Annotated in this window: 22 protein-coding genes and 1 tRNA gene; 9 read left to right on the top strand and 14 right to left on the bottom strand. The window is 60.2% G+C overall.

Features of this window, described 5'->3' with window-relative positions:
- Positions 1 to 96 precede the first annotated feature (96 nt).
- Positions 97 to 169 (bottom strand) — tRNA-Lys (locus HMPREF1255_RS06950).
- A 36-nt stretch (positions 170 to 205) separates the two neighbouring features.
- Here HMPREF1255_RS06950 and HMPREF1255_RS06945 point away from each other — a divergent pair.
- Positions 206 to 412 carry a hypothetical protein gene (locus tag HMPREF1255_RS06945; protein ID WP_024111335.1) on the top strand — a complete coding sequence of 69 codons (207 nt, stop codon included), beginning with the start codon at positions 206 to 208 and terminating at the stop codon, positions 410 to 412.
- Between the two features lie 83 nt (positions 413 to 495).
- Here HMPREF1255_RS06945 and HMPREF1255_RS06940 read toward each other — a convergent pair whose 3' ends face one another.
- The 8 genes from HMPREF1255_RS06940 to HMPREF1255_RS06905 all read right to left on the bottom strand — a co-directional run bounded on the left by HMPREF1255_RS06940 (position 496) and on the right by HMPREF1255_RS06905 (position 7,925).
- A complete protein-coding gene (locus tag HMPREF1255_RS06940) occupies positions 496 to 1,446 on the bottom strand; it encodes an alpha/beta hydrolase (RefSeq protein WP_016456842.1) in 951 nt (316 codons plus the stop codon).
- A gap of 25 nt (positions 1,447 to 1,471) precedes the next feature.
- Entirely contained in the window at positions 1,472 to 1,684 is a 213-nt protein-coding gene (locus HMPREF1255_RS06935; protein ID WP_016456843.1) for a DUF3073 domain-containing protein, read from the bottom strand.
- Positions 1,685 to 1,825: 141 nt separating this feature from the next.
- A complete protein-coding gene (gene purM, locus HMPREF1255_RS06930) occupies positions 1,826 to 2,863 on the bottom strand; it encodes a phosphoribosylformylglycinamidine cyclo-ligase (RefSeq protein ID WP_016456844.1) in 1,038 nt (345 codons plus the stop codon).
- A 13-nt stretch (positions 2,864 to 2,876) separates the two neighbouring features.
- Positions 2,877 to 4,313, bottom strand: a complete 1,437-nt coding sequence (purF, locus tag HMPREF1255_RS06925) for an amidophosphoribosyltransferase (protein WP_024111454.1) — start codon at positions 4,311 to 4,313, stop codon at positions 2,877 to 2,879.
- A 79-nt stretch (positions 4,314 to 4,392) separates the two neighbouring features.
- Positions 4,393 to 5,745, bottom strand: coding sequence for a dipeptidase (locus HMPREF1255_RS06920; RefSeq protein WP_024111559.1), 1,353 nt, complete (start codon positions 5,743 to 5,745; stop codon positions 4,393 to 4,395).
- Between the two features lie 175 nt (positions 5,746 to 5,920).
- Complete coding sequence (locus tag HMPREF1255_RS10130) at positions 5,921 to 6,604, bottom strand: metal-dependent transcriptional regulator (protein WP_016456847.1); 684 nt, start codon at positions 6,602 to 6,604, stop codon at positions 5,921 to 5,923.
- A gap of 173 nt (positions 6,605 to 6,777) precedes the next feature.
- Positions 6,778 to 7,542, bottom strand: coding sequence for a DUF3027 domain-containing protein (locus tag HMPREF1255_RS06910; RefSeq protein ID WP_016456848.1), 765 nt, complete (start codon positions 7,540 to 7,542; stop codon positions 6,778 to 6,780).
- Entirely contained in the window at positions 7,542 to 7,925 is a 384-nt protein-coding gene (locus HMPREF1255_RS06905) for a cold-shock protein (RefSeq protein WP_016456849.1), read from the bottom strand. The genes HMPREF1255_RS06910 and HMPREF1255_RS06905 overlap by 1 nt, the downstream gene beginning before the upstream one ends.
- 273 nt (positions 7,926 to 8,198) lie before the next feature.
- On the opposite strand from HMPREF1255_RS06905, the gene HMPREF1255_RS06900 reads away from it, so the two are divergent.
- The 3 genes from HMPREF1255_RS06900 (at position 8,199) to HMPREF1255_RS06890 (ending at position 15,034) form a co-directional block, all read left to right on the top strand.
- On the top strand, positions 8,199 to 10,328 hold the full coding sequence (locus tag HMPREF1255_RS06900) for a helicase-associated domain-containing protein (protein WP_024111359.1): 2,130 nt from the start codon (positions 8,199 to 8,201) through the stop codon (positions 10,326 to 10,328).
- 137 nt (positions 10,329 to 10,465) lie between these two features.
- Complete coding sequence (locus HMPREF1255_RS06895; RefSeq protein WP_024111462.1) at positions 10,466 to 13,864, top strand: hypothetical protein; 3,399 nt, start codon at positions 10,466 to 10,468, stop codon at positions 13,862 to 13,864.
- An 18-nt stretch (positions 13,865 to 13,882) separates the two neighbouring features.
- Positions 13,883 to 15,034 carry a S1C family serine protease gene (locus HMPREF1255_RS06890; protein WP_016456852.1) on the top strand — a complete coding sequence of 384 codons (1,152 nt, stop codon included), beginning with the start codon at positions 13,883 to 13,885 and terminating at the stop codon, positions 15,032 to 15,034.
- Positions 15,035 to 15,043: 9 nt separating this feature from the next.
- Here HMPREF1255_RS06890 and HMPREF1255_RS06885 read toward each other — a convergent pair whose 3' ends face one another.
- The 3 genes from HMPREF1255_RS06885 to HMPREF1255_RS06875 are packed head-to-tail and all read right to left on the bottom strand — an operon-like array spanning position 15,044 to position 16,937.
- Positions 15,044 to 15,649, bottom strand: a complete 606-nt coding sequence (locus tag HMPREF1255_RS06885) for an energy-coupling factor transporter transmembrane protein EcfT (RefSeq protein ID WP_016456853.1) — start codon at positions 15,647 to 15,649, stop codon at positions 15,044 to 15,046.
- Complete coding sequence (locus HMPREF1255_RS06880; protein ID WP_016456854.1) at positions 15,646 to 16,365, bottom strand: energy-coupling factor ABC transporter ATP-binding protein; 720 nt, start codon at positions 16,363 to 16,365, stop codon at positions 15,646 to 15,648. The genes HMPREF1255_RS06885 and HMPREF1255_RS06880 overlap by 4 nt, the downstream gene beginning before the upstream one ends.
- Positions 16,362 to 16,937 carry a biotin transporter BioY gene (locus HMPREF1255_RS06875; RefSeq protein ID WP_016456855.1) on the bottom strand — a complete coding sequence of 192 codons (576 nt, stop codon included), beginning with the start codon at positions 16,935 to 16,937 and terminating at the stop codon, positions 16,362 to 16,364. The genes HMPREF1255_RS06880 and HMPREF1255_RS06875 overlap by 4 nt, the downstream gene beginning before the upstream one ends.
- A 292-nt stretch (positions 16,938 to 17,229) precedes the next feature.
- On the opposite strand from HMPREF1255_RS06875, the gene HMPREF1255_RS06870 reads away from it, so the two are divergent.
- The 5 genes from HMPREF1255_RS06870 (at position 17,230) to HMPREF1255_RS06850 (ending at position 23,846) form a co-directional block, all read left to right on the top strand.
- A complete protein-coding gene (locus tag HMPREF1255_RS06870) occupies positions 17,230 to 18,747 on the top strand; it encodes a cytochrome ubiquinol oxidase subunit I (RefSeq protein WP_016456856.1) in 1,518 nt (505 codons plus the stop codon).
- Between the two features lie 14 nt (positions 18,748 to 18,761).
- A complete protein-coding gene (gene cydB, locus HMPREF1255_RS06865; protein WP_016456857.1) occupies positions 18,762 to 19,841 on the top strand; it encodes a cytochrome d ubiquinol oxidase subunit II in 1,080 nt (359 codons plus the stop codon).
- Between the two features lie 43 nt (positions 19,842 to 19,884).
- Positions 19,885 to 21,549 (top strand): thiol reductant ABC exporter subunit CydD, encoded by a 1,665-nt coding sequence (cydD, locus tag HMPREF1255_RS06860; RefSeq protein WP_024111622.1) that lies wholly within the window; start codon positions 19,885 to 19,887, stop codon positions 21,547 to 21,549.
- On the top strand, positions 21,546 to 23,174 hold the full coding sequence (cydC, locus tag HMPREF1255_RS06855) for a thiol reductant ABC exporter subunit CydC (RefSeq protein ID WP_024111333.1): 1,629 nt from the start codon (positions 21,546 to 21,548) through the stop codon (positions 23,172 to 23,174). Before cydD ends, cydC begins: the two co-directional genes overlap by 4 nt.
- 63 nt (positions 23,175 to 23,237) lie before the next feature.
- Positions 23,238 to 23,846, top strand: a complete 609-nt coding sequence (locus HMPREF1255_RS06850) for an NADPH-dependent F420 reductase (protein WP_024111412.1) — start codon at positions 23,238 to 23,240, stop codon at positions 23,844 to 23,846.
- Positions 23,847 to 24,028: 182 nt separating this feature from the next.
- On the opposite strand, the gene HMPREF1255_RS06845 is transcribed toward HMPREF1255_RS06850, so the two are convergent.
- Together HMPREF1255_RS06845 and HMPREF1255_RS06840 are read right to left on the bottom strand one after the other, a co-directional pair.
- Positions 24,029 to 24,709, bottom strand: a complete 681-nt coding sequence (locus HMPREF1255_RS06845; RefSeq protein WP_024111517.1) for a YitT family protein — start codon at positions 24,707 to 24,709, stop codon at positions 24,029 to 24,031.
- A gap of 41 nt (positions 24,710 to 24,750) precedes the next feature.
- A complete protein-coding gene (locus HMPREF1255_RS06840) occupies positions 24,751 to 25,623 on the bottom strand; it encodes an Fpg/Nei family DNA glycosylase (RefSeq protein ID WP_036917476.1) in 873 nt (290 codons plus the stop codon).
- Positions 25,624 to 25,702 lie beyond the last annotated feature (79 nt).

Here is a 25,702-nt window from a genome sequence, read left to right as displayed (position 1 = left end):
ATTAATATGCTTACGCCGTTTACGCTCGACGTGCTGGCGAAATAGTTTTCCGTAACTCCCCAGGTTCTGATGGGGTTTGCGTCAGAGTCAAAACCGTGCGCCCACAGGGACTCGAACCCTGGACCCATGGATTAAAAGTCCACTGCTCTACCAACTGAGCTATAGGCGCGTTGCGCAATGCAACTAGACCAGGATAGTCGAAACTTTGGCTTTTTGGGAAATTTTTGGTCTCGGCTACAGCTTCGCGACGGAATCACGCTCGACCATCGTCAACGGCACATGCGTCAGAGCCGGTGGTTTCTCGTCGCTGGTATTCATCGACGGCGACCGAAGCCTACGGATCGTTTCAGAGTCCGGCAAAACCAAGCTGCACGTCAAGGCGTGGAAATTGGAGAGCATCGGCCTGGACTGAGCGAGCTGAATTAACCGAAAACTAATTATCGGGTGCATTGAACCGAGCAGAGGCAAGGTTCGTGTACCCGATATTTTTATGCTTTAAAGGTACGCTTTCGCCCAATGTTTCATGTGCGAGAAAACTTTTTCCCGCACGGGAAGCGTCGAGAGGACCAGATCGTGTATGCCGTCCTGAATGCGGCAAATGGTCACCAGCTGCCCTAGATTTATTGAGGCCCGAGCCAGATTATCAACATCCAGCACGGTGTCTGCGTGCAGAAATTCCGGATCCCATTCCTTCGTCTGGCTCATCGACTTAGTGCTCATCATCGAAAGGACGGGCGTGTCGATGTTCAGCCCCTCCGAGACGGCCTTGTGGCCGGCTAGAATAGCTTTGCCCCAGCCGAAGCGCACGACGAAAGCCTCGTTGGACTTGTAGTTCGGGTCGATACCCCAGTCACCGGTCTCTTGTAACGTGCGTCTATAGATGCCGTAGTCGGTGATCTGCAGCGACGTCGTCGGCTGCAAGAAAGCCACCGACGAAACCAGCGGCGAAAGCGCAGACCAGAGCATGTCGGTGCCTGCCATATCCAGCCAAGGCGAGTTCAGGATCAAGCCATTTAGCAGGTGCGGCGCCTCGGACGCCCAAAGGCTCGCGATCAGACCACCGGTGGAATGCCCCATCAGCGTGATCTTCGAGTGTCCCTCGTCCTGGATGCGCACGTACGCGTCGTCGATCTCCGTGAAGTAATCGTGCAGATCGGTTATGTAGCCCGCGAACAGGCCAGGCGTGAGGTTACGACCATATCGACGCAGGTCGATGGCGTAAAAATCGAAGCCCTGTTCTGCCCAAAAATCGGCCATGTGCGACTGAAAGAAGTAGTCGTCCCAGCCGTGGATGTACAAGACCGCACGATCTTGGCTAGGCGCGTTACGCCTAACCAAGGTTGCCGTCAACGGATTATCCGTCGGCTCGCCGTCGGCAAACTGCGCCCCCTCGATCGGCCAGGAAAGCTTCTCGAAGCCTTCCAAAAAATCGTCTGGGACCCACATTTGCTTAGCGGTTTTGCTGGCGGATTCAGTCGTCGTACGAATCGTGCTCGTCGTAGTACCGGTTGTACTTTGCTGCTATGTCTGCGTACTGCGGAGGTACGTCGTCGTAGCTGTTCTCAACCGGTTCTTTTTCGCCTCGTAGTTCTCGCTCGAGTGAGGCAAGATCGGGTTCAACGGAGCGGTACTTCAAGCTCCGGGCTACCTTTGTCTGTTTTGCCTTTTGTCGGCCGCGCCCCATATCGGGTCGACCTCCTCGCTTTGTCCCTCGCGGCTATGCCGCGGAATCTGATAAATCTTTCGTGGTTCCTAGAGTACCCAATACATGCCTAGGTATCCAACGCCATCTAAGGGGTTGGACAAATTTTTTGAAAAATTATGCTCAGCTGATCTTGTAGTCACCAACGAGTTCGACGCGTTCACCTTCGACGATCTCGCCACAAATCCACGACTCGATGCCGCGGCCTTCGAGCAGCTCGACGGCCTGGTCTGCCTGCTTCGCAGCAACAGCAGCCACCATGCCCACGCCCACGTTGAGGGTGGCTTCGACGTCCTCGCGGCTCAGCTTTCCGTAGGACTTGGTCAGCTCGAAGATGGCGGGCAGCGCCCAGGTTCCCCGCTCCACCCTGGCGCCGACTCCCTTGGGCAGCACGCGCTCCAGGTTTGAGGCAAGGCCCCCACCAGTTACGTGGCTCATGGCGTGCACCTCGACGCCCTCAATCAGGGCCAGAACGTCCAGCGCGTAAACACGAGTCGGAGTAAGCAGCTCGTCGCCCAGTGTGCCGCCGAGTTCGTCGAATTCCTTATCAAGGCTGACGCCGTCGAATACCGCGCGAACCAGGGAGTAGCCATTGGAGTGCAGGCCGGAGGAGGCCATAGCCACCAGCTTGTCGCCAACCTTGACGCGGTCGGGCCCGAGCATCGCGTCCTTTTCGACGACGCCGGTGGTAGCACCCGCAATGTCGAAGTCGTCCTCGCCCATCAAGCCTGGGTGTTCGGCGGTCTCACCGCCGATAAGAGCGGCGCCCGCAGCGTGCGTAGCCTGGGCGATGCCGGAGACGATCGTCGAGATCTTCTCGGGAATCAGCTTGCCGCAGGAAATGTAGTCGGTGACGAACAGCGGCTCGGCACCAACGACGACTAGGTCGTCAACGAGCATGCCGATCAGGTCCCAGCCGATGGTGTCGTAGACGCCCATGGCCTGCGCGATCGCAACCTTCGTGCCGACGCCGTCGGTGCTAGTGGCGAGCACAGGGTGAGAATAACCGGCTAGCTTGGAGGCGTCGAAAAGCCCGGCGAACCCGCCGAGTCCACCAATAACCTCAGGACGGCTCGCCTTGGCGACGTGTTTCTTCATCATCTCGACGGCGGTCTCGCCCGCCTCGACGTCGACACCAGCTCGGGCGTATGCGTTCTTCATTTCTCTCCTGGCGTTAGTCGCCGCAGGCTCGCGGCGCGTGTGATGGGATCTGAATCGGATAATTTCCGCTAAAGCAGGCGGCACAAAGCTGGCTCTTTGGCAGGTCGACGCACTCGGCCATGCCATCCAGGCTCACGTAACCGAGGGTGTCGGCGCCGATCTCGCGCGCGATCTGCTCGGTGGTCTTATCGGGGGCGATGAGCTCCTCGCGGGTGGAGAAGTCGATGCCGTAGTAGCACGGCCAGGTGACGGGCGGGCTGGAGATGCGCACATGCACCTCTTTGGCCCCGGCCTGGCGAAGCATTTTGATGATGGCCCGCTGCGTGTTGCCGCGCACGATCGAGTCGTCGACGATGACCAGGCGCTTGCCCTTAATGGCCTCGGGGATCGGGTTGAGCTTCATCTTGATGCCAAGCTGACGCATTGTCTGGGTCGGCTGGATGAAAGTGCGTCCGATATAGGCGTTCTTGACCAGGCCAGTTCCGTATTCGATGCTGGACTGTTTAGCGTAGCCGATGGCCCCGGGGACGCCGGAGGCCGGCGTCGCCATCACCATGTCGGCGTCAACCGGATGCTCGATGGCCAGCTGTCGGCCGATGCGCTCGCGAACCATCTGAACCTGGCGGTCGGCGATAACCGAGTCGGGACGGGCGAGATATACGTATTCAAAGATACAGCCCTTCGGCTCGGGCTTTGCGAAGGTGCTGGAGTGGATGCCGTCTTCGTCGACGCGAATGATCTCGCCGGGGGCGATCTCGCGCACGAATTGAGCGCCGATGATGTCCAGCGCGCAGGTCTCGGAGGCGAGGACCCAGCCGTCCCCGAACTTACCCAGGACGAGGGGCCTAACACCGTGACGGTCGCGGGCGGCCCAGAGCTTCTTCTCGGTCATCAAAACCAGGCTGAAGGCCCCGGCCAGCCTAGGCAAGACTTCCGCGAGCCCCGCGTCAATGTCGTTGCCGTAGCTGGCTAGCAGGGCGGTCACCAACTGGGTGTCGTTGGTGGAATCCATTTCGTACTTGAGCAGCTGCTCACCCGTGCGCTCCTCGAGCCATGCCGAAAGCTCGTTCGTGTTCGTGAGATTGCCGTTGTGGGCTAGAGACAGACCGCCCTTGCGCCTGCCGTCGCCGGGAAGTTCACGATAAGTGGGCTGCGCGTTCGACCACTCGGAAGAACCCGTGGTGGAGTACCGATCGTGGCCGATTGCCAGATAGCCGGTCAGAGAATTCAGCGCAGATTCGTTGAAGACCTGCGAAACCAGGCCCATATCCTTGAAAACCATCGTGCGATAGCCGTTGCTAACGGCCATGCCGGTGGATTCCTGGCCCCTATGCTGCAGAGCGAAAAGCCCCAAATAGACCAGCTTTGAGACCTCCTCGCCGGGAGCGAAGATTCCGAAAACTCCACACTCGTCGTGCGGAACATCATCAGTTACGTGTGGAGCAGCCATCACGAGTCAACTCTACTCGTAATAGTGGCCGCGGTGCCCAACTTTCGTTGCCAAGCACTGCAGCCACTACGCGATTTGGCTACTTAACAGCCATCCGGTTGATCAGAAGCGCCAGCGCGTGTGCGGTGTTCTTCCAGTCTTCGATGGTCAGCGATTCGTCGATGCCGTGCATCCTCGAATCGGGGTCAGAAGTGCCGCAGCCCAGCACAAACGCCTCGGGGAATGCATTCATGAAGTCCGCGATCATGCCGATGGAACCGCCGGTGCCCATCGGAACCGGGCGCTTACCGAATGCGTCCTCCCAGGCCTGCAGAGCCAGGTCGTACATCGGGCCGGCAGCCGGCAACACGCTGGGCTCGGAACCTTCATTGCTGTAGACGTTCAGCTTGGCACCCCACTCGTTGTGCTCCTCGAGGTGTGCCTTGACGTGAGCCAGCACGTTCTCGCTGGAATCGCCTGGGGCGACGCGGACGCTGATGCGTGCCCGGGCGGTGGGCAGCAGCAGGTTCGCGGACTCGGAAATCGGCGTGGTGTCCATGCCGATGACGCAAATGGACGGCTTCAGCCACAGCCTCGAGCCGAGCGGACCGGAGCCGAGCAGCTTCACACCGTCGAGCACCTGAGACTCGTTGCGCAGCTGCTCCTCGGTGTAGTCGATCTCGCACTCATCGGTGCCGACGAGACCCTTGACCGCGACGTTTCCGTCGGCGTCGTGCAGGGTGGCGAGGAGACGGCAGAGGGTGGTCAGCGCGTCGGGCAGCGGGCCGCCGTATTCGCCAGAGTGCAGGCCGTGATCGAGCGTCTGAACCTCAATGATGCAGTCGGCGACGCCTCGCAGCGTGGTGGTGAATGCGGGCTGACCAGGCGCCCAGTTCCCGCAGTCGGCGATGACGTAGAAGTCGGCGCGCAGCTCGTCCTTGTTGGCCTCGAGGATGTCGGCCAGGGTCGGAGAACCAATCTCCTCCTCACCCTCGAACAAAACGGTGACGTTGACGGGCGGTTTGCCCTCGAATGCGCGCAGCACAGCCAGGTGGGCGGTCAGGCAGCCTTTATCGTCTGCCGGGCCACGGCCAAACAGACGGCCATTGCGCTCCACGGGCTTGAACGGGTTGGAGTGCCACAGCGAAAGATCGCCGGTGGGCTGGACGTCGTAGTGAGCGTAAAGCAGAACGGTGGGCAATGACTCGTCGACCTTGTAGTGACCCAAAATGGCGGGCTTGCCACCCTCAACCACCTTGCGGACGTCGTCGATGCCGGTGTCCTTCAACTGTTCGACCAGCCAATCGGCTACGGCCTCGACATCTTCGTTGTGCTCAGGCTGCGAGCTGATCGAAGGGATGCTTACAACGTGCTTCAGATCTTCTAATGCGCGTGGCAGCTGCGCCTCGACGCGCTCGGCTAGCTGTTCCTCGCTCAATACGGAATTAGTCATACCCCAAAGGCTAGACCCAATTAGAAAATACGGCTTCTCACAGCTAGAGGTTAGGGCATTCTTGCAAGCTGGCGTGCTGAGTGGATGAAATGCAAGCACGAGCTCCAGCCACGAAAACGAGTAACGAATAGGCATGAAAAAAGGCACCCAAAGGTGCCCTTTTTCGTTTGAAGACTTACGGCTTGATAACCCAGATGCCATCGGCCGTTTCAGGAGCGATGCGAACCTGCCCCTTCGGGCCTGCCAGCGCAAGGTTGTCGTTAACGATGCGGGCCTTAAACGGCAGCCCAGGACGCATTCCGGTTTCACTGCTGATCGCCGCCAACGTAGCGGAGTCGTTCTGCACGAACTCGCTCACGCGGCCGAGCTTTCCGGCAACCGTGTGCTCTTCTTTAAGCATGTCGCTCAGCTTCAGAACTCCGTCGCGGAACACTCCCGGATCGACGTCACCACTCATCGGTGGAATAGGTGTGCCGTAAGGAGAAACCCTGGGTTCGCCCAGAAGCTCGATCAGCTTCTTCTCCAGACGGTCGCTCATGACGTGTTCCAAGCGGCAGGCTTCGTCGTGCAGGTATTCCCACTCGATGCCGAGCTTCGCCAGACCGACCTCTGCGAGTCGGTGCTTGCGCATGACGTTGATGGCGCGGTCCCAGCCCACCTCGGTGAACTGAAGGTGACGGTCGTTTTCAACGGTCAGCAGGTTGTCGCGCTCGAGACGTCCGACTGTCTGGCTGACTGTGGGGCCCGACTGCTTCAGGCGCTCAACGATTCTGGCGCGCAGCGGCTCGACGCCCTCTTCGAGCAGCTCGAAAACCGTCCGCAGATACATCTCTGTGGTATCGATCAAGTCACCAGACACTTTTGTCCACCGTCCTCATTCATCTGATCGCTAACAGCCGCAGTTAGCGATGCCTAAGCTATCCGGTTATTTCGAAAAACTAAAATCTAGCCCGGGCAAACTAAGTTATAAGGCCAAGCTTACTTGGTGAAGACGTCAAAAAATCACATTTCCGCAGCTAAAACACGCAGAACTTAGTCAAAAATGACACGGTCAGCGTGCATAGTGTCCAAAACTGGCTCAGGCAGCTTCGTAGAACGATTCTCGCTGACAACGCTCGAATGCCCCCCACAGCCGTGGTCGGCCGAGGTGGCGGTGGCGTCAAAGGAGGAGAAACCGTTGGTGCAGACACCGAACATGCGTCCCAACTGACCGCTCAGCCGAACCCAATAGCCGCAGTCCAGACACACGCCAGGAGCCTGCCTGGTGTCCGGATTGTCCTTCCCAGAACGGCCAGCCAGCCAACGCTCGGCGGCCTGCGCGCGGCCCTCCGCAGAAAGGACGCGCTCCTTATCCAGCCCGAGATCCGCCGCGATGGTGCGCGAAAGCGCCCAATCCGCCGGGTCGTCGTCCGCGTTCAGATCGGTGCCCGTGTAGCCGGGCTCCAGGCGGGGATCGTTGTCTGGGGTTGGCAGCAGAGTGCCCGGCTTGATATCGCCCGACATAAGACGGTCGGCCCACGGCACCCATTCAGGCGCGCGAAGGGACTCGTCGCTGGGCACAAGCACGACCTCGTTCACGGTGGCCCTACGGGCGCGGGCGGCGCGGACCATAGTTACGGCCCATCGCCAACCCGCATAGCCGCTATGCTCACACGCGAAGTAGTGGGTGACCTGACGAACGCCCTCGACGGAAGCGCCAAGGTACTCCCCGACGCCAAAATCTTTGGCGGTGTCTTCGGCGGCCTCACGAGCCTGATCTACGGCTCCTGAAGTTATCTCGTCTAGGGCAGCAGCCATTAAAGCTCCAATTCGTCTGCCACAGCGCGAAGCATGTGAGCCAGTTTCTTCGCCTGCCCGGGCGAAGGATAGCGGCCATGCCGGTAGCTGTTACCGGTCTGATCCATGATCTTCAATAGGTCTTCAAAGACGACGGCCATCTGTTCGGGCTTCTTGCGACGCGCCTTCAACACCGAAGGCGGCTCGTCGAGAATCTCGACTGACAGAGCCTGCTCGCCACGTCGGCCAGCAATCACGCCGAAGTCGACGCGCTGGCCCGGATGCAGGCTAGTGACACCTTCGGGCAATGCCGAAGCGTGGACGTAGACGTCTCCGCCTTCGTCCTTGGCAATGAAACCAAAGCCTTTTGCCGCGTCAAAAAAACGCACCTTGCCGCTGGGCACAACAACTCCTGTTTATTCGAACCGGCGGGCGAACCCACCGAAACTGTCCTCGCCCCTCGAGGCGAGCGCCGGAGCGATTCCGGCTTAAAGATTAAAGTTTACTCACTGAGGTTAATTTAACCGTTAGGCGCAAATTTAGAAAACGTAGCGCCAACTCTTCGGCCTAAAGCTTTGCGCAGGCACCAACGGCTTGGGCCTTGCCAACTACAGTTGGTTTCATGGTTGCTTTTCGACTGCCCCATCTTTGTGTCAACACGGAAAGGCCGTGACGAAATGAGCAACGCGCACAAAAATTACCTTCGGAGCCTAAACACTATTCAGCTAGAGCACCTGCTTAGCCTGCGCCCAGAACTCACCATGCCCACCCCGCGCGATATGGACGAGCTGGTGGAGCGCATCTGCACTCGCGCGGCTACCCAAGCCGGCATGGAAGGTCTGAACGCTTGGCAGCTTCGAGTCCTCACCGCATTGGCAGCCACCGGGGACGCAGACGTTCTCGCGGAAAACCTTGGCGTCAGCGAGGAGGACGTCGAAACCGCGATAGAGGATTTGCGGGAGCGGGCGCTAGTTTGGGGCAAACCCGCACGCATAGCCCAACAGGTCAACTCGGTGCTCGGCCCGTTCCCAGCCGGACTGGCTCGGCCGTCGACGGAACAGATGGCCGAAAACAAGATCGCGAAAGCGCTGGCGAACATGGGCGAGGCAGAACACAAAGTACTTGCCCGCCTGGTTTGGGGGCCACCCACCGGCGTCGTCCACAACGCGACCAGGCGCATCGAGAACCCGAGCTCACCGATCGAGCGGTTGCTAGTCTCCGGGCTGCTGCGCCCCGTCGACCACCAGAGCGTCGTGCTGCCGCGCGAAGTTGCGCTGAAACTCCGCGAAGGCAAGCTCTTCCGCGATTCCGTTAGCCCACATCTACCCGAATGGCCTGAGAAATCGACAGGGGTGGGCAGCGAGCTTTCCGTACCTCTTATTAATAGGGCGGCGATCGGCAGCGCCCAAGAGCTGACGTCACACGTTCTTGCGGTGGCGGAGTTTTTGGACGAAAACGAGGTTGCCCAACTTGCCACCGGGGCTATCGGCAAGCGCGACTTCAGGTCGTTGGCGTCGCGAATCGGAGACGCAGAAACCTGCGAATTCGTGCTGTCGCTGGCAGCTGCCGGAAAGCTGATTTCCCGCAGCTCAGGCCGCTGGATCCCCACCACCCAGTTCGAGCGCTGGGCAGACGGCGACGGCTGGGAGCGCTGGCGGGCGCTGAGGGCCGCCTGGGACGTAATGCTCGACTGGCCCGACGAAGACCTAAATGTATTAGACCCGCAGCGCCGACAGCCGCAGGCCGGAGAACTGCGTGGCGCGATCGCTCATCAGCTGGCCGAGGCCGAGGACGGCCAAGCGATCACCGCGGAGGTGCTCGCGGCTCGACTCTCGTGGCTGATGCCTGTCCGAGACTCGGCGGATCTGCCGGAAACCTGCAAGCGAGTTATCGACGAGGCCGCTTGGCTCGGCCTGCTCGCGTTCGGGCGCAGGAGCACGCTGTGCGAACCGCTCAATTCAGCCGAATCGAACCCTGGGTTCGCCGACTTCGGTGACGAGGTGCTCGTGCAGTCAGACCTGAGCCTCGTGGCGCCCGCTCCCCTGAACCGGGACACCGCCAAAAAGATCGGCAAATTCGCCGCTCGAGTATCGCATGGCGCGACAGGCGTCTGGAGGTTAACCAACAACAGCATTCGTCAGGCGTTGGATGCGGGCTGTAGCGCGGAGTCGATCCGCGATTGGCTTATGGAGCATTCGGCCACCGACGTTCCGGCGGTGGCGCTGCAGTTGATCGACGACGTAGCCAGAACCCACGGAAAGATCCGGGTCGCGGCCATCAACTGCGCTATCCAGGTGGACGACGAGGACGTACTCGTCACGATTTTGAACCACCAGAAGTCTGCAGAGCTTGGGCTGCTGAAGCTCGGGCCGACAGTTCTTGGCGCAACTGCCGAACCGGAAGAGGTGGTCGGGCTGCTACGCGAGATCGGATTAGCCCCAGTGCCAACGTCGTCGGCAGGCGTCCACTACACACCGGCACCGCCGAGAGCACCCGCATCCTTGACCGAGGGCCGCCTGACGTCGAGCCTCTCTAGAGCCAGGCGAAATCTACCAGACCCGAAAATTCTTGCCCAGCGCTTGACCGAGACGGAGGGCCCGCTGCCCGCGACCGAATTGCGCAACCGACTGGACGCCGCTCAAGCGGCCGACTCCTGGGTGGAGCTGGAGTATGTGGATCAGGCGGGCGTCTCGCATAGGGCCGAAGCCAGGATATTGTTGGTTTCCGAAGAGCTAGTGAGCATCGTAGAAAAATCGGTGGGCAGGAAGATGCTGCAAATATCAAGAATCAGCCGAGTTTCGGCCTAAAAGTAACAAATCAGCATCAAAATATCGGCAAAACTCACCAGCTGATTTGACCAGAGAGAAATTTCCATTAGCTTAAAAAGATTTACAATTAATCCCCATCCCTTCCAAACGTTCTGCAAATCGGCAAAAATAGAGCCATGTCGACCAATATTCATTCAGCTATCAGCCTTCGCTTAGCCATGCTCGGTTTCCAGCTAAACACGCTGGATAAGGACGAGCTGGCGCTAATTGAACCGCTCATTGCCCGTCAGCGCGAGATGGGCCGACGTATGGCCGACCACCTCTCGCCTGTAGATAAGCGCATTCAAGATTTCGTGGATTCCTACCTTTCCGACGTGGACATCCACCCGCAGATTCCCCGCCGCACCCTGGTGCTAGATCAGCCCGGCCTAGCGCGCGAACTCAGCCTCCCGCGCGGCGGCGACGAGTTTCACTCCGAGCAGGTCGCCAGCTACCGCCTGCGCAACGGCGTGCTGCACAACCCGAAGAACGACCGCCGCACCACCGCCGGCGTCTTCCACATCGCCGAGGGCGGCTCGCCCATTCCGGACGACAAGATCATCGTCGCCAAGCACGTCTTCGCTAAGCTCCTCGAGTTGGCATTCCAGCCGCCCGTCGAGGACATGATGCTTCCCTACAGCGCCAACGAGGAAGACCCTGCGGGCTGCTTCGTTTCGCTGTACCTGCGTCCGCTCGTCGTGCCCGCGGTTCCCGGTTCGCACGAGAAGACGATGGAAACCAGGTTCATCGCCCCTGGCGGCCTGGTCTGCAACCTCGACTTCGTCGAAGGCATCTTCGGTAACGCTGGCGACCCAGATCTGCCCGAGAATGACGCCGCTCTCGACCCACAGAACTGGTCGGGCCACACCGGCTGCGTCATCCTCGCGCCGCACCTAACAAAGGTCACCAAGAAGAGCTTGGGCATGCCGCACTACGACGACGCCACCGAGCGTCAGCGTCGCGACGGCCAGTGCTACAAGAACGACACCGACCTCTACAACGACGGCAAGGCGTTCAAGGTTTGCATCCGCGACGAGCGCGGCGTGATCTTGACCATCGTCGCCGACAACTACTTCGGCTACTGCAAGAAGGAAGTCAAGACGCAGCTTTCCTACTCCGCCAACCTGCTCGGTTGCGCCGAGGAGGAGCACTCCGGCGGCGCCCGCGTCTACCCGGCCTACAACCTGGGGCATGAGCACCACGACAAGTTCACTCCCGAGGATTACACGCTGAAGGAGATCGTCGAGCGCGACCCGCAGCGTTTCGAAATGCAGCAGGGCGGCTGGGCGCGTGACCGTCAGAACCACGACTTCGTTCTGGTTCCGGGCGGCGCAGAGTTCTCCATGCGCGATCAGCTGATCACCTGGAAAGATATCAACGGCGCAAAGCAGGAGCTAAAACTGCTTGCCGGCAAGACCTACTTCCTGCCAAACGGCTACCGCGTCTACATGAAGGCCCGCGATTCGGACTCCAGGCAGTGGCAGCTGTTCGGCATCTCGCCGCTTTCCACCGACTGCCACAAACCGGCGACGGTTTCCGGCGGTGGCAAGTCTGAGATCTCCAAGTCGCTGCTTGACGCGTTCGTCTCCGGCACCGCTTACACCGCAGATCCGGAAAAGGACATGGACGCGGTCCAGGAACTGCTGGAGCGTGACTACTCGAACCGCTTCGCCGATCCCAAGCAAAACGGTGAGGACCACCGCCCAATCCTCTCCGAGGAGCGCTCGCTCGGTTCCGTCATCAAACTGCTGACCCCGTCGAGCATCTTCAACGACGAGTACAACGATTTCCTGAACTCGATTCCGAGCCACATCAAGGAACTGGTGTTCACGGTCAAGCGCCACTACGAGCCGGAATGGGGCGACGACTGGCGCAAGCACTTCGGCGCGGGCGTCATCAACGGCCGCGAAGGCAACGCGCTTCGGCTGGACGACGAGCGAATCATCGTTAACATGCTTCGCGTCGGCTTCGACACCGACGGCTCCTGGCGCTTGTTCAGCCTGCGTCCGGACTTCTCTCCGGCCGTAAAGGTGCAGACTGAGGACGACATCACCGCCTCGACGGTTGCCCCCGCCTACCGCCCGGCGACTAGGGACTTCGACAACCAGGACAACCTGCCCCGCAAGTACGTCAAGAACTGCGAGCACCTGCTGTTCCAGCGTCCCGACGACGCGGTGGTTCGCGGCTACGACAAGCAGGCCGAATACGACCTGTCGCAGCCCGGCACGTTCATCTCGAACTTCGAGGCGCTCACCTACGAAGATGCCCTCGAGATCCTCGAGAACCCGCAGCACTTCAGCGAGTACACCAAGCCGATGCAGGACCTGATCCGCAGCGTCGTCGACGCCGGCCCCGACGCAGAGCCCGAGTTCTGGACCTGCTCGGACATGTCCCGCGTGCTGCAGAACGGCACCCGCTCGAAGAACCCGCGCTACCTGCAGGAGCGCCCCGACGTCGCCAACCCGGAGGCCACCGAAGCCGCCCACCTGGCGAGTTCCATTGCCCGCAAGGTCAGCGTCGATGAGTTCGCTCCCCTGCCGGTGGACATCGTGGCTGCTGGCCGCCGCAACAACCCGGCCGAGCCAGGCGTGCCGCCGTTGTGTGTCTACAACCCGCTGCACTACATGGAACTGCCAGAGCTGTTCATGGAGTTCATCTCGTCGATGACAGGCAAGTCGCCGTCCACGACGGGCGCTGGTTCCGAGGGCGCGCTGACGAAGGCACCGTTCAACTCGATGTTGCCGATCGTTGACCTCAACAACGCCCTGCTGAGCTATGCGCTGACCGGCTATGACGGCTGGCTGAGCTCCGCCGGTTACATCGGCCCGAAGGTTCAGGTTGCCCACGACATTTCGATGCTGGTACCCGAGCTGTTCAGCCGCATGCGTCCTGACGAGCGCAAGGCGAAAAACCTGATTGAGGGCGGTTACCTCGAGAAGCTCGAAGACTTCGACCACAACGGCGAGCGTGTGCTGGCCAGCAGGCTCGGCTACCGCATGAACATGCGCTTCTCAACCACGTACTTTGGGCGCATCTTCCTGCACCCGAACGTCGTGTTTACCGAGGAGATGCTCAAGCCGGAGCTGCAAGACATGGACACCTTCGCCGAATCGATGAAGGTCATCGTTGCCACGCACAAACGCGTCGCGCAGTCGTACTTCAACGACGGTGGCATCGAGCTCGCTTGCCCGCCGCTCAAGGGTCTGCTGGAGATCATGGCCAACGGCGAGACCGCCGAAGGCTGGAAGCTCTCCAGCCCCGAGTTCCGCGACCTGTTCAAGCGCGAGACGATCCTCGCCAGCGACTGGTACCGCGAACGCCTGGTGGCCAAGCAGAGCCAGGAGGTCGCGCACCTGCAGGAGAGCCTGGCTCACCTGCACGAGTTCGTGGAGAACCCGCACAACGAACACGCCACTGAGCGTCTCGGGTTGAACAAGCGCATCTCCGATCTGGAGGCCGAGCTCGAGCACAAGAAGTCCGATAAGCGCATCGAGCAGCTTGTTGGAACCATCGGCAGGCAGGTGCGTTTCCACTAGCCCGCTAAACTGGTAGACATGCCGGACGCCACGCAATCGAACCCCACCAGGCAAGATTTCGTGGCGTCCGGCTTTTACTATGCCCCCGAGAAAAAGCCGTCACGGGCAGCGATCCGTGGGGCACTGATCGTCCTGCTCGCGGTATTTCTTTCCGCGGGCGCAACATTCTGGCTGTTTGGCCCGCGTCCCACGACGATCCGCACGGGCGCTCAGCCCTCGCAGGTGCTGCCGGCGGAAATACCGACCGACCCGACGGTCAGAAACCCGCACAGCATCGCGGTGACCCCCGCTATGGCCGTCGGGGTTGTTTACGTTTCTGCCGATCTGCCCACCAAGATTTCCAGTGGCACTGGCCTGGTGCTTAGTGACGACGGCATCGTCTCCACCAACTATCACGTCGTGCGCCAGACGACTAACATCCGTGTTCGATCGGCGGAAGACGGACGCACGTACTCAGCTGATGTGCTCGGTTACAACCGATACGAGGACGTCGCGATTCTTAAACTCCGCGGGGCGTCTGGTTTGAGAACAATCGTCGCCGGCGAGGAGCCGTACGTCGGCGATCAGATGATCAGCGTGGGTAATTCGCGCGGCGGCGGTGTGCTGCATGCCACCGGCGGCGTCCTGTTGGACAAGAATTCGTCTGTGAACGTCGAATCGAGTTTCGGTGGCTTCGGCACCGACGAGCTGACTGGCCTGTACGGCATGTCGACGGCTGCAGTTCCGGGCTATTCCGGCGGTCCGACGTTCAATTTGAACATGCAGGTGATCGGAATGACGACCGCCGGCACCGAGGAAGACGAGAACATCGAGGATCGACGCAGCTTTGCCCTGCCCATCAACCGGGTCCGCGAGATCGCCACCCAGGTGCAGGCGGGCAACGAGGACGAGAAGCTGCGAGTCGGCAGGCCCGCGTACCTAGGTGTCGCTTTGAGCTCCGAGAATCTGCCGGTCGTCACGCAAGTGATTCCCGGCACCCCAGCGGACAACGCCGGCCTGCAGATCGGCGACAAGATCGTCGAAATGAACGGGAAAGCGGCGCTAAACGCCAAGGATTTACTGCAGACGATTGCCGCCGCAAACCCAGGAGACCAGGCGGAGCTGACCGTTGAGCGGGCGGACAAAAAGATTCAGATTACGGTTAGCCTGACCGAGAGCCCGGTTAACTAGCAGACGATATTAGTCGTCCACTCCGCGGGCGATTAGGGCATCCCCCATGTCGCCCGCGGAGTGGATTGCAGATACTAAAAGGGGCGTCGCGAATGCCCTGATGCTCTTCAAGTTTCCGCGAGCGATCTGGGCCTCGCGTACCTGCCTTGCGAGCCCCGCGACTAGCGGGACGCATCTAATGCCAAGCGCCATCGCCAGGCCGATTCGCTCAGGATCGACGCCGAAGCGACGAAGCGGGCGAGAAAATCTGACGACGGTTTCGACCATGTCTAAAGTTTTCGTGGTCAGGGTCACCAACGCGGCCGCAAGCACTAGCGCACAGATTGAGGCGACGACACCAACCGACCAGGCAAAATCCCTGGCTATCCAGTTCGCCACAAGCATAAACGCCAGAATCAAGACCATCGGCCTAATCTGACGCCAGACGGTTTTCATTTTGAATCCGCAACCGAAATAGAGAACCACGACGAGCGCAAGAAGCACCAGGGCCAACCACCAGATTCGGATGACCAGCCACATCACCACGGCCAGAACGAAGAGCCCAACCAGCTTTGCGCCCGCCGGCAGCCTGTGCAAGAAGCTGTGCCCGGGACGGTAAATGCCGAGTTCGTTCACCAGTTGGCCTCGGCTTCTTCGTCGGCAGCGAGCTGCGATTCCATCAGTTCTCGATACTTTGTGAGCGCATCTGCCGGCTTACCGTCGGCGAATATTCGCCCGCCCTCGAAGACGAGCACCCGATCGAAATCTACGAGTTGATCGAGGTGGTGCGTCACCAGAACTACGCGCTGCTCCAGCCTCGAAATGACCCGTTTGATTCGAGCCGCATTACGGATGTCGAGCAGTGTGGTTGGCTCGTCCATCACGATCAGTTGCGGCTCGGTGACCAGCACGGCGGCCAGGGCAAGCAGCTGCTTCTGACCGCCGGACATCAGTTGTGCTGGATGGTCGCCGTAGCCGTCCAATCCAAAATGGGAGAGGACGTCGTGGACGCGCTGCGCCTTCTGAGCCTTCGAAAGTTTGAGTTTGCGCAGGCTGAACGCGACGTCCTCAGCAACGGTGGGCATGATGATCTGCGCATCCGGGGAGGTGAACAAGAACCCCACCTGACGGCGAACCTGGCTGGCCTGTTTGACGGTGTCGAAACCGTCGACAGTGACAGTGCCCTCGCTCGGCGCGATAAGACCGTTCAGCAGCCTCGCGAAGGTGGATTTGCCCGAGCCATTGTGCCCGACTATTCCGATGCGCTGCTCGTCCAGGCGCACATTTATATTGTCCAGGACGAGGCGTTCGCTAGCCGGGTAACGATGGCTTACGTTGCTGACTTCGATCAATTGTTGGCTTTCACGGGCATCAGGTCCGGCACGGCTCGGTGCACGCCAACCGCGATCAGCGCGGCCAAAACGGCCTTGATCGCGTCACCAGGCAGGAATGGCAGGTTGGCGAGGACGGCGGCGGAAAGCGCCATCTTGCCAACAGCCATCATACCGGCGATGCCGAACAGGTAGAGGGCCAGGCTGCCGAGCACGTTGATGACGATTCCGACCCATGTCCTGTACGGACGGCCGACGCGATAAGTGGCGTAACCGATGAGCCCGGCGATGACGATCCAGCCGACGAAGAAGCCGCAGCTCGGGCCGATCAGTGCCCCGATTCCGCCTCTCCCGCCGGACAGAAGCGGCAGACCGACGCCGGTGAGCAGCAGAAACAACGCCATGGACAGCACGCCGCGCTTGGGGCCGAGGACCGCTCCCGCGAGGACCATGCCAAGAGACTGTGCGGTGACGGGGACCGGGCCGACCGGAATCGGCGGGATTAGGCCGAGAGCGGCGGTGACGCCGGCGAAAACCGCGATCAACGCAAGATCGCGAGCGCCGATAGCGGGCGCAGTTTTAGCTTCAGACATTGTTTTCCTTTCAAAAACCAATCACAGCCTAACACCGTTAGGGAGATGCAAGACAAGCCCATTTAGGGGTGAGAAGCGGAAAACCTGGACAAAATTTCACGACGGAAAGAAACTAATTTCGCTAACTGAAAACTCGTTAACGAATATCGGTAGGCATTTCTAACGAAAATACGACCGTCGAACTACAACAAACATTTTTATTACTTAACTAGACCCCCCATCCACCCGAAAATCTTCCTGGAGTATCATGCAAATCTGGCCGTAACTATGCCTAAGGGTGTACGCTAACGGCATGGACGCACAAGTCATTGCCCGGTGGCAGTTCGGAATTACGACTGTCTACCACTTCTTCTTTGTGCCCGTAACCATCGGCATGACATGGCTCGTCGCCGTGCTCGAAACCATGTGGGTACGCACAAAAAACGAGGAGTGGCTGAGGCTCACGAAATTTTTCAGCAAGTTATTCTTGATCAACTTCGCGGCAGGCGTTGTGACAGGAATCGTGCAGGAGTTCCAGTTCGGCATGAACTGGTCTGAATACTCCCGCTTCGTCGGCGACATCTTCGGCGCACCGCTCGCGCTTGAGGCACTGATCGCCTTCTTCCTCGAATCAACGATGATCGGCGTTTGGATCTTCGGCTGGGACAAGCTTTCGCCGAAGGTACACAACTTCGTCATGTACCTGGTCGCTGCTGCATCGAGCATCTCCGCGATCTGGATTCTGGCCGCGAACTCCTGGATGCAGAACCCGGTCGGCGCCACCTTCAACAACGGTCGCGCTGAGCTAACCGACTTCACCGCGTTGCTCACCAACCCCTTCTTCTTGGGCACGTTCCCGCACGTCATCGGCGCATCGTTCATGATCGCCGGCGGCATTCTGCTGGGCATTTCGGGCTGGAAGATGGCCAAGCTCGCCAAGATCCGCAACCAGGCCAACGCCTCTGGCACCGCGGCACTCCCGGCAGAGCACGAGACTTGGCGCAAGACCGCCAAGATCGGCGCCTGGGTTGTTCTGGTCGCATCGATCCTCACCGCGCTGTCGGGCCACGTACAGGCTCAGGTTGAGGCCAACTACCAACCGATGAAGCTCGCCGCATCCGAGGGTCTGGTCGAAACCAAGACCAACGCGCCGTTCTCCATCATCGGCATCTACACGCAAGACCGCGTGGACGGCACCACCAAGGTGAAGGAAGTCTTCAGCCTCGACGTGCCGTACGTGCTGAGCTTCCTGGCCACCAACGACCCGACCGCCGAGGTCAAGGGCATCACCGACCTGACCGCTCAGTTCAAGGAGTCCGGCTACTACGCGGCTGACAACACCCGCAACCAGTTGCAGGAAAAGTACGCTGACGCACTCGACACCTCGACTGTTGACCCCGTCCCGAACGTCATGGCTAGCTACTACAGCTTCCGACTCATGATGGTCGGCCTGCTGGGTGCGGTCGTTTCGATCTGGGCTCTAGTCGCACTGCGCAAGAACCGTCCTACCCCCACGGGCAAGCTGTGGAAGGCCTCGATGGTCGCAATGCCATTCCTTCCGCTGGTCGCCAGCTCGTTCGGTTGGATCCTGATGGAGATGGGACGTCAGCCGTGGATCGTCTACGGCGTGCTACCCACCTACACGGCCGTTTCGCCTAACGTGAGCGCAGGGGCGGTGCTGTTCAGCACGATCCTCTACACGCTGGTTTACGGCGTCATCGCCGTTGTGGTGCTGAAGCTGTTCTTCAGGGTCATCGGAAAGGGGCTGCCGGAAGTCAAGCATCCACAGCGGGCCCAAGAAGATGACGAAACCGTCTACTTCGCGTACTGATCGGAAGATAAACAATGAGTGATCCAACATTTCTGATGATTCTCTGGTTCATCCTGATTGCCGTACTGTGGGTCGGTTTCTTCTTCTTCGAAGGCTTCGACTTCGGCGTCGCGATGCTCTACCCCGTGATCGGCAAACACCCGACCGAGCGCAGGGTAATGGTTAACTCGATCGGCCCGACCTGGGACGGCAACGAGGTTTGGCTGCTCACCGCTGGTGGCGCAACCTTCGCGGCGTTCCCCGGCTGGTACGCATCGTTGTTCAGCGGCCTATACCTGCCGCTGTTCCTTGTCCTGCTTGGCCTGATCATCCGCGGCATCTCCTTCGAGTACCGCGCGATGTACCCCGACGATCGCTGGCGCGACACCTTCGACTGGTGCGGTACCATCGGCTCGTTCATCGTCACGCTAGTATTCGGCGTCGGCTTCGCCAACTTCTTCATCGGCATGCCGGTTGCCGGCAACCCGCCGCACATGACGCAGAGCTTCCTCAGCCTGTTCTCGCCGTTCGCACTGCTCGGCGGTGTCATGCTGGTCGTTCTGTTCACCATTCACGGCGCGGTCTTCCTGTCGCTGAAGACCAAGGGCATCGTCCACGAGAAGGCTGTCGGCTACACCGACAAGATGGGCTGGGTGGCAGTTGCGCTACTGGCTCTGTTCGTCATCTGCGGCAACGTGTTCTACCCCGCCTCGGACAACCCGTGGATTGAGGGCTGGGGCGCCATCGCTTGCTGGGCAGTTGGCATCGTCTCGGTGCTGGCGCTGGTTGGCGCAATGCTCGCCCACAAGGCTCGTCGCGAAGGCTGGGCATTCACCTGCACCGGCCTGACCACTGCGACGCTGTTCGCGATGGTCTTCGTGAAGATGTACGGTACTCTCGGCTTCATCTCGGGAGCCGAGGGCACGCTGGATCTGACGGTGGCTGCTAGTTCCCCGAAGACCCTGCAGCTCATGAGCATCTTCGCAGCGATCATGGTTCCGATTGTTCTGGCGTACATCTGCTGGACGTACTACGTATTCCGTAAGCGCCTCAGCGTCGAACATATGCCGCCGGAGCCAAGCGCAGAGACCCACGAGCCCGCTCGTGCCCTCTAAACACAATTTAAAAAATCCAAATAAAAGATAAAATAACGGCATAATGCCTGCGCCACTAGACAAGCGGCTGGTGCAACGCGCAACGGCGACCAGGAATTTCCTGGTCGCCGTTGCGCTTACCGGCATCGGCACATCGCTATTAGTAATTGTTCAAGCCTGGCTGATCGCAAAAGCGGTTGGCGGCTCATTCGACCGAGCCCAAGAGGGCCTGCCCGGGATGCTCCCAGGCATCGCTAAGTACGCGGGCCTGTTGATTTTGGTCTTCGCCGCACGAGGCGTCCTGAGCTGGCTCGACTCCTGGCTCGGCCACCGAGCCAGCGCCAAAGTGAAGTCACAGCTTCGTCGAGACATCATGGCGGCCCGGCTTTCCCGCCCGGCCGACTCGTCCACCCCATCCGGAACCCTGATCACGCTGCTGACCAAGGAGTTGGACGCGCTCGACGGCTACTTCGCCAAATACCTCCCCCAGCTCGCCAAGGCTGCGACCATCCCGATCATCGTCGTCGCGGTCATTTTGCTGGCGGACTGGCAGTCCGCGGTGATCTGCGTCGTAACAGTGCCGCTAATTCCGATCATGATGGCGCTGATCGGCTGGAAGACTCAAGACCAGGTGAATCGCCGCTTCAAAGTTCAGTCACGCTTGGCTAACCACTTCGCCGATCTGGTTTCCGGGCTGCAGACGCTGCAGGTCTTCGGGCGCGCCAAGGCGCAGATCAAGGGCCTGAAGGTCTCCGAAGACGCCAGCAGAAAAGAGACGATGAAAACTCTCCGCCTGGCATTCCTATCGTCCGGCGTGCTGGAGCTGCTGGCTACTCTATCTGTGGCTTTGGTAGCGGTGACCATCGGCTTCCGCGTCGTCTACGGACACGTAGACCTCACCACTTCCCTATTCGTCCTCGTGCTGGCCCCCGAGGTGTTTTTGCCCGTCCGCATGGTTGGCCAGCTGTTCCACGACTCGGCAAATGGCACGGCAGCGGCCAACGCGGCGCTCAACTACATAGAGCACGCTGAAAGTGGGCTCGGATCTGGCACCCAGGCTCCAGCAAGCCTGACCAGCGCGAAGATCGTCTTTGACGAGGTCACGATGCGCTACCCAAATGCAGATGAGGATTCCCTCACCAGCTTCTCCATGACGCTTCGCCCTGGCGAGGTGACCGCCATGGTCGGCCGCTCCGGAGGCGGCAAAACCACCACGCTCTCGCTTTTATTAGGCTTCGAGCAGCCAACTTCCGGACAAATAACTGTTGACGACACTCCCCTGTCTCAGCTTAACCTGGGCGCCTGGCGCGAGCAGATCGCTTACGTGGCCCAAGAGCCGGGAATGGTCAACGGCACGATCGCCGACAACATCAGGCTCGGGGATCCCGAAGCAACAGAAGAGCAGATGCGTTCCGCGCTAGACCGCAGTGGGGGCGAGTTGCTCGATCTGTCTCGCCATGTCGGTGACGACGCCGAAGGTTTGTCCGCGGGCGAGCGGCGACGGGTTGCGATGGCCAGAGCCCTGCTGCGCATCGAATTGGGCGGAGCGAACCTGCTGGTGCTGGACGAACCCACCGCGGGCCTCGACCAGAAGACGGAAGCCAGAGTTGTCGACTCGCTGCGTTCCAGCGGTGTTGGCGCCCTGATCGTCACACACCGAGACGCCATTTTGAATCTCGCCGACCAGGTGATTGAGGTCGGGCACAAGCAAGCGACGGAGGCAAAATGAGCGCCACAAACTCTGCGGGACAAAACGTCCTACAGTTCGTCACCGGCCTGCTTAAGAAGATCCCGAAGGGACGCGGCCGCTTCGCGCTGGCACTAGTGCTGGCTGCCGGAGCCACCGCCTCATCCATCTCGCTGATGGCGGTTTCCGCCTGGCTGCTGAGCCGCGCGGCAGAGCACCCGCCGGTGCTGTATCTGCTCGCGGCAGCCGTCGGTGTGAGGTTCTTCGGAATCGCCCGTGGCGTGCTGCGCTACATCGAGCGCCTGGTCAGCCACGACCTAGCGCTTCGGATGCAGGGTAGCCTGCGCCAGATCGTCTACTCCAAGCTCGCCCGCACCACCACGCTCGGCGGTCGCCACGGCGACCTGCTCGTTCGCGTCACCGCGGACGTCGAGGCCATCATGGACCTAATCGTTCGAGTGGCTCTACCGTTCTGTTCGGCTTCCTTCGTGCTGATCGGAACCAGCGTCGCGCTGGGTCTTTTCAACCCGCTTTTCGGCATAGTGCTGCTGATTTGCTCGATCTTCTCCGGCATCGTGGTGCCTTGGCTCGCCCAGCGGGCAACGCTTGCCGCAGACCGGGCTGCCGTGCCGATGCGCGGAGAGATGGGCAACCAGGTGCGAGAGATCGCTCGCTGCGCCGCAGACCTGACCGCTTACGGACGCGGCGAAGAGGCGTTAGCGAAGCTCGAGCGTTCGGACGCCAAGCTGACCGAGGCCGAGGGCCGGGGCGCCTGGACGCAGGGCGTCGCCGGAGGATTCCAGTTGCTCGCCACGGGCATCGCGGTGGCGGCTGCGCTGCTGATTGGCGGGCAGGCCGTCGCCGACGGCACACTGCTGGCTCGCGATCTGGCGGTTCTAGCGCTGACACCGCTTGCTCTGCACGAGTCGTTTGCGGACCTAGCGAAGGCCGGGCAGACCCTGACCCGTGCGAAGAACTCGTTGGCTCGCGTGCTGGACGTCTTGGAGGCAGAAAACATTGGTGTCGGCGACCGCGACTTCGATTCCGACGACGACCGAGAGGGCCTCAAACTCAAGGATTTGGCCGTGGGCTGGCCCGATGACGCGACGCTACTTTCCGACATCAACCTGACCATTGAACCGGGCCAGAAGGTGGCAATCACGGGCCCGTCGGGCCTGGGCAAGACCACCCTAGCCGCCACCGTCATGGGGCTGATTCCGGCTCACGAGGGCAGCATCGAGGCGCCCGAACGCATCTCGTACCTGGCGCAGGATTCACACATCTTTGCCACCACGCTGGCCGAAAACGTCAAAATCGGTAACCGGGACGCAACCGACGAACAGGTAAAAACCGCGCTGGAACGCGCGGGGTTAGACCTGAGCCCGAAGCGGATCGTTGGAGAGGAGGGCGCTACCCTATCCGGCGGCGAGGCGCAGCGCGTCGCGCTGGCCAGGATTTTGGTTGCCGAGCCTAAGGCGTCGCTGGTCATTCTGGACGAACCGACCGAGCACCTCGACCACGAGACCGCCACCAAGCTGCTCGACGACCTGTTTCGCGAGCTTTCCGATTCGACGCTGCTGGTCATCACCCACGACGAGGACATGATTGAGCGCTGCGAGCGCGAGGTCTCGCTCCTGACCTGGGCAGGAAACGCCCTGCGTCGTTAGTTAATTGAGCCTAAGTTTTAGTTGGGTACTCTGGAACGGGCACGGCTAAAAGGATTGGTAGATATGGCAAGAACCCTTGGAATCATCGGTGCCGGAAAGCTCGGCATGGCTGTCGGCAAAGCTGCCGCGGACGGCGGCTGGAACGTCATTTTTAACGACGTCGCCGACCCGATCTCCGTCGAGATGATGCTGAAAAACATGATTCCACAGGCGAAGATGTCCACCTGCGCGGGCCTCGCAAACCAGGCGGACGTGGTCATGCTGGCTCTGCCCATTAGCCAGTCCGGCAAGCTCAACTATGAGCTGCTGGACGACGCGATCGTGCTCGACGCGATGAACGATTGGGCCCCCGAGGGCCTAGAGGTGGCAAGCGGCACCAGCGAGACCGTGGCCGAGCGCAACCCCAAGATGCACATCGCGAAGTCCATTAACCACCTCAGCTACCACGACTATTCGTCCGATCCTCGCCCCAAGGGCGCGCCGGACCGTCGCGCGATGGTGGTGGCCACCGACTTCCCGGACGCCGCCGAAGTTATCAGCGAACTCGTCGACGACATGGGCTTCGACCCGGTGGTAACACCATTTGCTAACAACCGGATGTTGGAGATGGGCGGGCCGATCTTCGGCGTTCGCCTGAGCGAGGCCGAAATGAGAGAAATCTTGGCCACCTAGCCAGCTTAAAAACCCGGCCTGGCTAACAACAAAATGTCGCTAGTAGCCACGCATTAGATGCTCGATAGGCATTTTGTAACTACTTTGTAAAAAGAAGTGACAAAATTACACACAAATTACAACATTTTCTTGGTTGTGTAGTTTTTGCAATTTGTTGTAACTTCGCTTGCGTTCCTCCACCTTCATAGCCGCAGATAGCTAATCAACCAGTTGGAGACCGTCCTGTTGAAGAAATCGACGATCACGCCGATGAACAGGCTCATTATCAGCGTCCCGACGCCGACGGAGCTGAGGGATAAATCGAAACGCAGGATGATCAGGGCAATAAGCGCGGAAATAACGTCCTGCCCGATCCGGAACGTGCGGTAGCTGACGTTCTTGAACTTCCTGGTGAGCACGGGGGCTAGCCCGTCGGCAGCGCCTTGGCCGATGTCCGTGCTGATGTAGATGGACAGCCCCAGGCAATACAGCGTCAGGCCGATGACCAGATGCACGAGCATCCCGCCAAGCGAATACTCGAACGTGTAAAAGCCCTCCAGCACGTCCAGGAAAACGGTGACGAACACCCCAAAAAGCAAGGCGTTCATGAGCGTGCCCAGGCCGAAGATTTTGCGGTCGAACGGAATGATCAATATCAGCATGACCAGGTTGATTATCGGAGAGAGCACGGCCAGCGAAAGGCCGGTCACCTCGGTGACACTCTGCTGTAGGGCCGTGAACGGGTCCACGCCCGTCTTGCCGTGCAGGCAAATGGCCGTGCCCAAAGAGACAATCATTACGCCGACGAAGCACAACACGATTCGTCGCAGGGGAGAGTTAGGCCGCCAAGTCCACTGCTTTGGGTCCCTGATGAGCTCCAGCATCGCTACTACCAACTAGTTAGAAGATTTTTGCCTATAAAAGACTAGGCCTTGGGCGCACAGTTATGCCAAGCCCCGCCGTGTTTAGCGCGAGGTTCGCCGCCGCTCGCCTGCGGCTGGCACTTCGGGCACCAGTACAAGTTGCGACCCGCATAAAGCTCGAGCTGGATGGGTTCGCCGCAAACCAGGCACTCCTGCCCCGCCCTGCGGTAGACGTAGACCTCGCCGCCGTGTTCGTCGACGCGCGGATCCCTGTGTTGTTCCTCGGGAGAGTGCTCGGGATCGACGGTGTCGATCTGGCCGGTGAGAACGTCTGCGCGCATTAGAGCAGCGAGGTCGGCCCAAATCGAATCGAAGACCTCGCGGGACAGCTTGTTGGCGGGCAGTTTCGGGTCGACGCCGTGACGGAACAGCACCTCCGCGCGATAGATGTTGCCAACGCCGGCGAACACGCCCTGATCCATCAGGAGCTGGGCAATTGTGCGCTTGGCGTTGTGCACCTTCTTCCAGGCCCGCTCGGGATCTGCGTCGTCGCGCAGCGGGTCGGGGCCGGATTTCGCAATTACCGCGAGCTTCTCCTCCGGCGTGATCAGCCTGCACCACTGCGGGCCGCGCAGCTCGGCACCGATCTTGGAGTCGGCGATGAGCAGCCGCAAAGTGTCGTAGTTTTCGATCTGCGAAAGCGGCTTGAACCTGAATTTTCCGATCAGCCCCAGGTGAATCCACACGCACTGGCGCGCCTCGAAATTGATAAACAGGTGCTTGCCGACGGCGTCGGCGTCCTCTAGAACGGTGCCGTCGAGAATGGCTGCAGCGTCTGCGAAACGACCCTGCGGGGACGACACGCGCACCTGTTTACCGCCGAATTTGTCGGTAAGCTCTCGGGCCAATTTGTGAATCACGTGTCCTTCAGGCATGACTCCAAGCCTATTCCACGACGCAACGCTGAAAAGCCGTGCAACCGGATGCCCATTACCGGCTTCGCGGCACAATTGA

Origin of the sequence: Propionimicrobium sp. BV2F7, from assembly GCF_000510445.1 — a bacterium.
GTDB lineage: Bacteria > Actinomycetota > Actinomycetes > Propionibacteriales > Propionibacteriaceae > Propionimicrobium > Propionimicrobium lymphophilum.
Note: the sequence above shows the minus strand (reverse complement) of the source record. Positions and strands in the feature narration are given on the sequence as shown.

Excerpts from the sequence above, each read along its gene's own strand:
- HMPREF1255_RS06895 (WP_024111462.1), top strand. The coding sequence starts at position 10,466 with ATGTCGACCAATATTCATTCAGCTATCAGCCTTCGCTTAGCCATGCTC.
- HMPREF1255_RS06845 (WP_024111517.1), bottom strand. The coding sequence starts at position 24,709 with ATGCTGGAGCTCATCAGGGACCCAAAGCAGTGGACTTGGCGGCCTAAC.
- HMPREF1255_RS06850 (WP_024111412.1), top strand. The coding sequence starts at position 23,238 with ATGGCAAGAACCCTTGGAATCATCGGTGCCGGAAAGCTCGGCATGGCT.
- cydD (WP_024111622.1), top strand. The coding sequence starts at position 19,885 with ATGCCTGCGCCACTAGACAAGCGGCTGGTGCAACGCGCAACGGCGACC.
- cydB (WP_016456857.1), top strand. The coding sequence starts at position 18,762 with ATGAGTGATCCAACATTTCTGATGATTCTCTGGTTCATCCTGATTGCC.
- purM (WP_016456844.1), bottom strand. The coding sequence starts at position 2,863 with ATGAAGAACGCATACGCCCGAGCTGGTGTCGACGTCGAGGCGGGCGAG.
- HMPREF1255_RS06890 (WP_016456852.1), top strand. The coding sequence starts at position 13,883 with ATGCCGGACGCCACGCAATCGAACCCCACCAGGCAAGATTTCGTGGCG.
- HMPREF1255_RS06870 (WP_016456856.1), top strand. The coding sequence starts at position 17,230 with ATGGACGCACAAGTCATTGCCCGGTGGCAGTTCGGAATTACGACTGTC.
- HMPREF1255_RS06875 (WP_016456855.1), bottom strand. The coding sequence starts at position 16,937 with ATGTCTGAAGCTAAAACTGCGCCCGCTATCGGCGCTCGCGATCTTGCG.
- HMPREF1255_RS06910 (WP_016456848.1), bottom strand. The coding sequence starts at position 7,542 with ATGGCTGCTGCCCTAGACGAGATAACTTCAGGAGCCGTAGATCAGGCT.
- HMPREF1255_RS06900 (WP_024111359.1), top strand. The coding sequence starts at position 8,199 with ATGAGCAACGCGCACAAAAATTACCTTCGGAGCCTAAACACTATTCAG.
- HMPREF1255_RS06920 (WP_024111559.1), bottom strand. The coding sequence starts at position 5,745 with ATGACTAATTCCGTATTGAGCGAGGAACAGCTAGCCGAGCGCGTCGAG.
- HMPREF1255_RS06935 (WP_016456843.1), bottom strand. The coding sequence starts at position 1,684 with ATGGGGCGCGGCCGACAAAAGGCAAAACAGACAAAGGTAGCCCGGAGC.
- HMPREF1255_RS06840 (WP_036917476.1), bottom strand. The coding sequence starts at position 25,623 with ATGCCTGAAGGACACGTGATTCACAAATTGGCCCGAGAGCTTACCGAC.
- HMPREF1255_RS06940 (WP_016456842.1), bottom strand. The coding sequence starts at position 1,446 with ATGTGGGTCCCAGACGATTTTTTGGAAGGCTTCGAGAAGCTTTCCTGG.
- purF (WP_024111454.1), bottom strand. The coding sequence starts at position 4,313 with ATGGCTGCTCCACACGTAACTGATGATGTTCCGCACGACGAGTGTGGA.
- cydC (WP_024111333.1), top strand. The coding sequence starts at position 21,546 with ATGAGCGCCACAAACTCTGCGGGACAAAACGTCCTACAGTTCGTCACC.